Source organism: Nodosilinea sp. LEGE 07298, assembly GCF_015207265.1.
GTDB lineage: Bacteria > Cyanobacteriota > Cyanobacteriia > Phormidesmidales > Phormidesmidaceae > Nodosilinea.
The window spans coordinates 1-7,791 of the sequence record NZ_JADEXE010000305.1 but is presented as its reverse complement, the minus strand read 5'-3'; the positions used below and the strand labels follow the sequence as shown (position 1 = coordinate 7,791).

Below are 7,791 nucleotides of genomic sequence, written 5' to 3'. Positions count from 1 at the left end.
GCTCAATGGCGACCCGACGCCGCGCGAGTTTGAGGCTTTTCTGGCGGCGCTGAATACCTTTGCGCCGCTGCCGCTGGGCGTTACGCCAGAGGGCCTGCTGCACGATACCCGCCCCATCGACCACTGGCTGCCCCAGATTCAAACCCCCGAGTGGCAGCAGCAGGTGTACCGGGGGGCCTGCACGATCGCGCGATCGAAGGGCATTGACCCCCAGGAGGAAGCGCTGCTGCACCAGCTGCGATCGGCCTTTGGGCTTTCTCCTGAGCTGGCCAAAACCCTGGCCCGACAGCCCCTGCGGGCCAATCTGTCTGGCACCATAGTCAACTCTGCTCTGGCAGGTATGGCGGCGCTGATCGGCCGGGAGGGCGAGGTGCGCCGCCTGATTTTTGACTACGCCCTGGGCGCTGCGATCGTGGGTCTGGTGCCCCTGCGCGGCGGCGGCACCCTGGAGTTCAAATTTCTGGCGGTGCTGGGCCTGATTCTCAAAATGATCTGGGATATTCGCAACCTCTGGGGTCGGCCCCAGGGGCAGGATTTGTTGGCGATCGTGGGCAATCTGTTTGGGTTTATGGCGGCGGTCGTGGGCGGGTTTTTGGCTTGGGGAACGCTGGTCGGCGTGGGGGTAGTGCTGCCCTACGCTGGAGCCTTTGCGCGGGCCGCCGGGTTCGCCACCGCCACCTGGATTGCGGGGCAGTCAACCAACCAGTTCTACACCAGCCAGAAGCGCCCCGACCCCACTGCCCTCAAGCGCGCCTTCCCCAGCCTGAGAGCGGTTATTCCCGAATCTGAGACAGCAATCTCTACCCCCGACCAGGAGCACCAGCATGGATAAATTCAAGCGGCGGCAGCTGTTGCTAGGGGGCGTAGCTGCCGGGACGGCGGCAACCCTGGGCACCGAGTATGTGAGGCGCGATCGCGCTGCTGCCCGCCAGGCCGCGATCGATGCCTTTGCTGCTGAGTTCTACGACCCCGAAGACATCATTCAGGCGGCGGTGACGGGCGATACCCGCATGGTCGAAGAGTTTCAGGCGATTCAGGCGTCTGCCGCTTTCCCGCCGCCGCCGACCCCCTATAACCGCATTATCTCCAAACGGCTGATCTTGCTCAGCCGCCTGGCTACCCAGCAGTACATCACCGGGCGCAACGACCCCCGCTACGACGGCAACCTGCAGCAGCTGCTCGACTACACCCCAGAGCTGGACAAGTATCGCTTGGTGGCCAACTTTCGGGGCCAGGAGCGCCAGGTCAACGACAATATCGAGGTTCAAGTGCCCCAGGCCCTGATCGACGACCCAACCTTAATGGATGACCCCACCGCCATGGAAGAAACCCTGGTCAACACCGAGGATGCCATTCGCACTGGGGTGACGGCGGCGGTGCGGGTAGGCCGCCGCATTGAGGTGTTCTACGGCTTTTTGCTGGAGTCTGACGACGACAGTATCTTAGTATTTCGCGGTACTCAGCGCACCGCCGAGTGGGTGGGCAACATCTACGCGGTACAGCAGCCCTACCTCGACCCCAACACAGGCGAGACCCTGGGCAACATTCACACCGGCTTTCGCCGCATTGCCGACAGCATTATCAACCCCTTGGTAGTGGAGGCGGTGCGGCAGATCGACCCCAGCAAGCCCTGCTATGTGTCGGGGCACAGTCTGGGGGCGGCCCTGGCCACGGTGCTGGCCCTCGATATTGCCCTGGCGGTGCCTGACCTGCGGCCCAGTCTGCAGGTTTATGTGTATGCCAGCCCTCGGGTAGGCAACCCCGAGTTTGTGCGCAGCTATGCTCGGCTATTGCCCAACAGCTTTCGCATTAGCAACCTGGCAGACCCTATCCCTACCATGCCTCCCACTCAGCTGCGGGCGCAGTTTGTCCATATAGGCGAAGAATGGTCTTTTCTCAGCCAGGGGGGCGATATTTTGCCCAACCACATTGTCGATACCTATCGGCGAGCCATCAATGCCGAGGCCGAAAGCAATCAGACCCGTAATTTTCCAGTAACGGGGATTGCCTAGGGGCGATCGCACTTCTGACTGCCTCTAGACCCTACTGCCTGGGTCGCTATTCACTAATTTCTACCAACATCTCTCCGGAAGCTAAGAGTTCTAGGGCTCTGGGCAGCATTGTGCCTAAAATCTTGCGCAGTTGCAGGTTGGAGGTATTGCCACAGGTCAGCCAGATGATTTGTGGCGGTGGGCCAAGGCGCTCAACCAGGTCAACAAAGTCGCTGTCTTTGGTCATGACGATGGCTTGATGTGCTCTTGCTGCCTCAAAGATTTCGGGATCTTCTGCATCTCTGAGTCCGAGATCTCGTAGGGCGATGGCTTCAAGACCAAGGGTGCTTGTAATCCAGGTCGCGATTGCAGGCAATAGCTGAGCACCCACCCAGATGGTCATGCCACCAGCACCGGATGGTTAAGCTTCCGCGAGGCGTACATTAGGGCAGCTTTGAGATCATCTGCTTCCAGATCTGGCATTTCTTCTAATATCTCTTCTGCACTCAAACCCGCTGCAAACAGGTCAAGCACATCTGACACCCGAATTCGCATACCTCTTATGCAGGGACGTCCACCGCACTGATTAGGGTTAACCGTAATTCTGGCAAGTAGTTCAGGCATGGCAAGAACCTCTAAAGTCTAGGTGACGAAAAAACCTGAGCTTGACGAATATCTTCATCCTCTAGCTCAGGAAACTTTTGGCGCAGTTCTTCTCGGTCTGGGTAAGTAGCCAACAGCTCAATGACCCGATGGACAGTCAGCCGAAGGTTGCGAATACAAGGTTGCCCATTCATTCGCTGAGGATTGCTGGTGATACGGTCTAGCTTCATCGTCATCCCTACAGTCGATCTTCATCTTGACGTGGATCGTCTGCTGGTGGGTGTATTCCAGTTTTGATCCAAAACCGTCTGGTTTCTCGAATGGAATCGTTCTCTAGATAGCGGGTATCGTTTAAGTCAAGGCGAAGGCAAGTTGCGCGGCCAATGGGTGTAGTGCCTTCTATGACAATACCTTGACCTCGCCAGACAAAGTGCTCTTTCCACGATTGCTGACGAGGGTTAAAAATAGGCACAATTTCTTGAGTGTCTGGATCTATACCGGCAACGAAGTTGTAGCGTCTTTCGTTGCAGCGGCGACAGGCGAGGGCGAGGTTAGCCAGATCATCAGAGCCACCTAGCGATTGGGGAATGATGTGCTCGACGGTGAACCGATTGGCACTTAACCGTTCTGGGGAATGGCAATACTCGCACAGATAGCCAGCCCGTTCTCGAATGGCTTGCTTGGCTGCATCACGAATTGGCATCTTGGGCCGCAAGCATGGCGTTCATATGAGTAAAAATGCGATCTAGCTCTCCAATTGCATCTAGTTCAGCAATTTCATCATTTGTGAGTTGATCAGCCTTTTTCTTTTCTAAAAGGCTCTCCATTCGCAATTGAAGAGGCTCACTGAATTTGAACAGGTTCCAATTGTCAACCTTTTCAAGCTGAATTTCATGAATTAAAGACGATGGCTTACTAAGCGCCGTAACCATGGTGACCTCCCTCTAGCTAGATCTTCTTAAACCAGTCAATATCGATGTCAACTGACTCTATCATTGTTATTTTTACTCCAAGCCCTAACTCTTTCAATCTTTGAACCAACTGCTCGCCATCTATTAAATCGATGGGCGGTGCCCCATCTCTTGTCGCTTCTTTGATTGCGTCTCTAGTAAATGTCCCAGTTGTTATAAATAATCCTTTATCAGTTCTTCCCTGCATTGCTCCGCGAAAATCACGAATCTGACTTGCTGTTACTGATCCTTGATAACGCTTGCATTGGAAAAGGACGTGGAAGCTTAAAAAGCCATTGATACGAGCAATTCCAACTCCATCAATTCCCCCGTCTCCAGATTTTCCTGTAACTTGAACTTGAATAAAACCTGATTCACGTAATAAACGCTGGGCCAAGCGCTCAAATGCCGAAGGATCAAGAGATAGCAATGTCCTGTGAAGCTGTTGATGCCACGCAATCTCCTCCAAAGCTTCGAGAGGGTCAATAGCCTCATCTGCATCTGGGCTCAAAGTTTCTGTTTTATTTTTATCAGCTTCTCGAACTACTCTTACAATTTCTTTGGGATCTAGTGTATTAGGATTTATGCTTGTCTCGGCTAAGGACCAAACGCCACGAGCTGAGTTCTGTAAAAGGCCATACTTCTTTAAATAAGTCCGGCTCCATGCAAGGCGATATTCTACTTCACTCTGAGATGTGTTTCCGTGAGTAATTTCAAGAACTTTATCCGAGATGCCAAGCAGCTCAACTACTTTTTCATAAATTTCCTCGATTGTGCCAGAACCACCTAAGACCTGTAGGGCTTGAATTGTGGGCAGAAGCATTGAGTCGAAAGTTGGAACTGGTGAGGATGACCGTTTCATGCCAAAACTAATCCGACTAAGGGTAATTCTGTTATCAATTAAGAGCTAGTTTGGGTACGCCCTTGTCGCAAAAGCAAAGAATTCACCACCACGGCCACAGAACTAAACGCCATCATGCCGCCTGCGGCGGCGGGGCTGAGACTGACCCCGACGGTGGGTAGCAGCACTCCTGCTGCCAGGGGAATTGCCACCAGGTTGTAGGCAAAGGCCCAGGCTAAGTTTTGGCGAATTTTGTTAAAGGTGGCGCGGCTGAGGGTGAGGGTTTCGAGCAGGGCGGAGAGTTGGTCGCCCATGAGAATCACATCGGCGGTTTCCATGGCGATGTCGGTGCCGGAGTGGAGGCTGATGCCCACATCGGCCTGGGCGATCGCAGGGGCATCATTAATGCCGTCGCCCATTAGCGCTACGGTGTGCCCCTCGGCCTGGAGCTGACGGATCGCATCAACCTTGCCCTGGGGAGAAACTTCAGCGGTCACCTGGCTGGGGTTGAGGCTGAGCTGGGCTGCGATCGCCCCCGCCACCTCCTTTCTATCGCCTGTTAGCACCCGCACCTGGAGCCCTTGGTCTTGCAGATTTTTGACCACGGCGACGGCATCGGGGCGCAGCTGGTCTGCGATCGCCACCAGCCCCACCACGCGATCGCCTAGCGCCACGTACACCACCGTCTGGCCAGCCGCTGCCAGTGCCTTGGCCTGGTCTTGCACGTCGGCATCCAGCACCATTTCTCGCTGAGTCATCCACTGCTGGTTACCCAGGGCACAGGGCTGCACGGTGTCTTGCCAAGTGATTTGAGCGGCGACGCCGAGGCCGGGTTGGGTATCAAATTCGGCGGCGGTTAGCAGGTCGAGTTCTCGCGCGGCGGCGGCTTGATGAATCGCTTTGGCCAGGGGATGTTGAGTGCCGCTTTCGACGGTAGCAGCGAGCTGTAAAATGTCTGCCTCGGTGAGGTCATTCTGCAAAACGTGAACTGCTGTCACCTGGGGCTGACCCAGAGTGAGGGTGCCGGTTTTGTCGAACACCACCGTATCGAGGTGATGAATGATTTCGAGGCTATCGCCGCCGCGAATCAGCAGACCCCGCTCGGCCCCCAGCCCTGAGCCCACCAGAATGGCGGTGGGGGTGGCTAGGCCCAGGGCACAGGGGCAGGCGACGACCATAACCGCGATCGCCAGTTTCAGGCTCACCAGCAGGGTAGACGAGGTGTAGGTCATGGTGTGACCCATGTGGGCCATACCCAGAGCCGAGTGCATCACCTGCGGCCACTGGTACAGACCGATGAAGTACCAAAACAGGAAGGTGAGCGTGGCTAAGGACATCACCCCGTAGGTAAAGTAGCCCGAGATTACGTCCGCCAGCCGCTGAATCGGGGCCTTGCGGCTCTGGGCCGTCTCCACCAGGCGAATCATTTGGGCCAGTACGGTGTTTTGGCCGGTGCCGGTGACTTGGAGCGCGATCGCGCCGCTTTGGTTCACCGTACCTGCCGTTACGCTATCCCCTGGCTGCTTCACCACCGGCATCGACTCGCCCGTCAGCATCGACTCGTCGACGGTGCTCTGGCCCGAGACCACCGTGCCATCGGCGGAGATTTTTTCGCCGGGCAGCACCTGCACCCATTCGCCTACCTGCACGCAGCGGGCGGGCACCTCAACGCCGGTTTGGGCGACCCCAGCGGTGGCGGGGTTAGAGATCAGTCGGGCCACGGCGGGTTGCAGTTCGACCAGCGATCGCAGCGCATCCGCCGCCCGATACCGCGCCCGCTGCTCCAGGGTGCGGCCCAGCAAAATAAAGGCCAGCAGCATCACCGGCTCTTCAAAAAAGCACTCCCAGCCCAGGCCGGGAAAAATCAGCGCTACCACGCTGGCCAGGTAGGCACTCACGCTGCCCAGGGCCACTAGGGTATTCATGTTGGGGGTCAGCCGCCGCAGCCCGGCCCAGCCATCAATCAGGATTTCCCTGGCCGGAAACGCCAGCGTCACCGTGGCCAAAACGGCGTGAAACCATAGGTCGCTGAGCACCGGGATGGTCAGCCAGCCAAAGTGGTTGAGGTGGCCAATGGTGGAGAGGATGAGGAGCGCGATCGCCACCCCCAGCCTCCGCCCCTGCTGCTGCTGCTCCTGCCGCTTGGCCTCGACCCAGGCGGTCAGGTCATCGCCGTTGCCATCGGTGGCGCGAGGGGTAGAGGTAAAGCCCGCCTGAGCTACTTGCTCCACCAGTTCTTCAGTGGTAACGGCTCCGGTTTGGGTTTCGACTACCGCCACTTCCGTCACCAGGTTGACCGTGGCCGATCGCACCCCGTCTACCTGAGTCAGGCGATTTTCGACGGCACGCACGCACCCGGCGCACTTCATGCCGCTGACATTCAGCACCACGGTTTGGCTAGGCGATGGCTCTGGTAGGGCGACTTGATCAGAGGGTTGAGCAGAAAGAACTTGCATGGGGCAAAAAGCTAGAAGCGGCGGTAGATCTAGCCTACCAAGCCCCTCTGATCTATGGGTATCTCCTAATTGAGCTAAAAAAACTCTTATTGCGCTACGCCGCTCGCCTTTGCGCTGGAACAAGTTAACTCCCAAAAGCCACCGCTGCTCGGCAATGTAGGGGTTCAGGCAGGCTTCGACCAGCGGCCCTAAATCACGTCCTCTGTGGTCTTAACTCGTGCGAACGATTTGGGCAATACTCACAAAGATCATAGAATCGGGGCATGGTCTCTACCTATAGACATAGGGATATACCCCCAGGTAGATGCCGGCGTAGCTCTATATACATAGAATTGCTGCGTAATGTAACAGTCCGTGTGGAGTTTGCACAGCAGCCGTCCCGCGCCCATTGCCACAAGCAAAGAAGCCAGGAGCAACAAGCCCTAATGAAATCCTCTTTAGTAATTCTCTATCACCGCGAACCCTACGATGAGGTCGTTGAAAACGGCAAAACCGTCTATCGCGAGAAAAAAAGCCCCAACGGCATTGTGCCGACCTTAAAAAGCTTTTTTGCCAATGCCGACAGCAGCACCTGGGTAGCCTGGAAGCAGGTCGCCGAAGACAAGCAAGAGAGCTTTGATGACCGAGTAACGATGGAAGGCTGGAGCGATCGCGCCGTTATCCGCCGCATACCCCTCAGCGCTGAGCGGGTCAAAGATTTTTACTACATCACCGCCAAAGAGGCGATCTGGCCCATCCTTCACTCTTTCCCCGAGCACTTTACCTACGAAAGCTCTGACTGGGAAAACTTTCAATACATCAACAAGCTGTTTGCCGAAGCCGCCTGCGAAGAGGCTGCCGACGACGCCCTGATCTGGATTCACGACTACAACCTGTGGCTGACGCCCTTCTACATTCGGCAAAAAATGCCCAATGTGAAGATCGCCTTCTTCCACCACACCCCCTTCCCC

At 56.4% G+C, this 7,791-nt stretch carries 10 protein-coding genes; 3 read left to right on the top strand and 7 right to left on the bottom strand.

The features are described from left to right. Both IQ273_RS27525 and IQ273_RS27520 read left to right on the top strand, forming a co-directional pair. The coding region (locus tag IQ273_RS27525; protein ID WP_194026323.1) for a TerB family tellurite resistance protein at positions 1 to 832 on the top strand (832 nt) is incomplete at its 5' end. Further along, positions 825 to 2,012 (top strand): lipase family protein, encoded by a 1,188-nt coding sequence (locus IQ273_RS27520; protein ID WP_194026322.1) that lies wholly within the window; start codon positions 825 to 827, stop codon positions 2,010 to 2,012. The genes IQ273_RS27525 and IQ273_RS27520, both read left to right, overlap by 8 nt. 46 nt (positions 2,013 to 2,058) lie before the next feature. On the opposite strand, the gene IQ273_RS27515 is transcribed toward IQ273_RS27520, so the two are convergent. From IQ273_RS27515 to IQ273_RS27485, 7 genes are read right to left on the bottom strand one after another with little or no spacing between them, the layout of a single operon-like run. After that, entirely contained in the window at positions 2,059 to 2,394 is a 336-nt protein-coding gene (locus IQ273_RS27515; RefSeq protein WP_194026321.1) for a DUF5615 family PIN-like protein, read from the bottom strand. Continuing rightward, entirely contained in the window at positions 2,391 to 2,615 is a 225-nt protein-coding gene (locus IQ273_RS27510) for a DUF433 domain-containing protein (RefSeq protein ID WP_194026320.1), read from the bottom strand. Before IQ273_RS27510 ends, IQ273_RS27515 begins: the two co-directional genes overlap by 4 nt. 11 nt (positions 2,616 to 2,626) lie before the next feature. After that, entirely contained in the window at positions 2,627 to 2,824 is a 198-nt protein-coding gene (locus IQ273_RS27505) for a DUF433 domain-containing protein (protein ID WP_194026319.1), read from the bottom strand. Positions 2,825 to 2,832: 8 nt separating this feature from the next. Beyond that, positions 2,833 to 3,297 (bottom strand): HNH endonuclease, encoded by a 465-nt coding sequence (locus tag IQ273_RS27500; protein ID WP_194026318.1) that lies wholly within the window; start codon positions 3,295 to 3,297, stop codon positions 2,833 to 2,835. Beyond that, complete coding sequence (locus tag IQ273_RS27495; protein ID WP_194026317.1) at positions 3,284 to 3,526, bottom strand: hypothetical protein; 243 nt, start codon at positions 3,524 to 3,526, stop codon at positions 3,284 to 3,286. The genes IQ273_RS27500 and IQ273_RS27495 overlap by 14 nt, the downstream gene beginning before the upstream one ends. A gap of 16 nt (positions 3,527 to 3,542) precedes the next feature. Continuing rightward, entirely contained in the window at positions 3,543 to 4,406 is an 864-nt protein-coding gene (locus tag IQ273_RS27490) for a restriction endonuclease (RefSeq protein WP_194026316.1), read from the bottom strand. A gap of 38 nt (positions 4,407 to 4,444) precedes the next feature. Next, positions 4,445 to 6,841 (bottom strand): cation-translocating P-type ATPase, encoded by a 2,397-nt coding sequence (locus IQ273_RS27485; RefSeq protein ID WP_194026315.1) that lies wholly within the window; start codon positions 6,839 to 6,841, stop codon positions 4,445 to 4,447. A gap of 425 nt (positions 6,842 to 7,266) precedes the next feature. On the opposite strand from IQ273_RS27485, the gene IQ273_RS27480 reads away from it, so the two are divergent. Beyond that, positions 7,267 to 7,791: trehalose-6-phosphate synthase (locus IQ273_RS27480; protein ID WP_194026314.1), on the top strand; the 525-nt coding region annotated here is incomplete at its 3' end.

Coding starts and splice junctions, on each gene's coding strand:
- IQ273_RS27520 (WP_194026322.1), top strand. CDS start 825: ATGGATAAATTCAAGCGGCGGCAGCTGTTGCTAGGGGGCGTAGCTGCC.
- IQ273_RS27515 (WP_194026321.1), bottom strand. CDS start 2,394: ATGACCATCTGGGTGGGTGCTCAGCTATTGCCTGCAATCGCGACCTGG.
- IQ273_RS27510 (WP_194026320.1), bottom strand. CDS start 2,615: ATGCCTGAACTACTTGCCAGAATTACGGTTAACCCTAATCAGTGCGGT.
- IQ273_RS27505 (WP_194026319.1), bottom strand. CDS start 2,824: ATGAAGCTAGACCGTATCACCAGCAATCCTCAGCGAATGAATGGGCAA.
- IQ273_RS27500 (WP_194026318.1), bottom strand. CDS start 3,297: ATGCCAATTCGTGATGCAGCCAAGCAAGCCATTCGAGAACGGGCTGGC.
- IQ273_RS27495 (WP_194026317.1), bottom strand. CDS start 3,526: ATGGTTACGGCGCTTAGTAAGCCATCGTCTTTAATTCATGAAATTCAG.
- IQ273_RS27490 (WP_194026316.1), bottom strand. CDS start 4,406: ATGAAACGGTCATCCTCACCAGTTCCAACTTTCGACTCAATGCTTCTG.
- IQ273_RS27485 (WP_194026315.1), bottom strand. CDS start 6,841: ATGCAAGTTCTTTCTGCTCAACCCTCTGATCAAGTCGCCCTACCAGAG.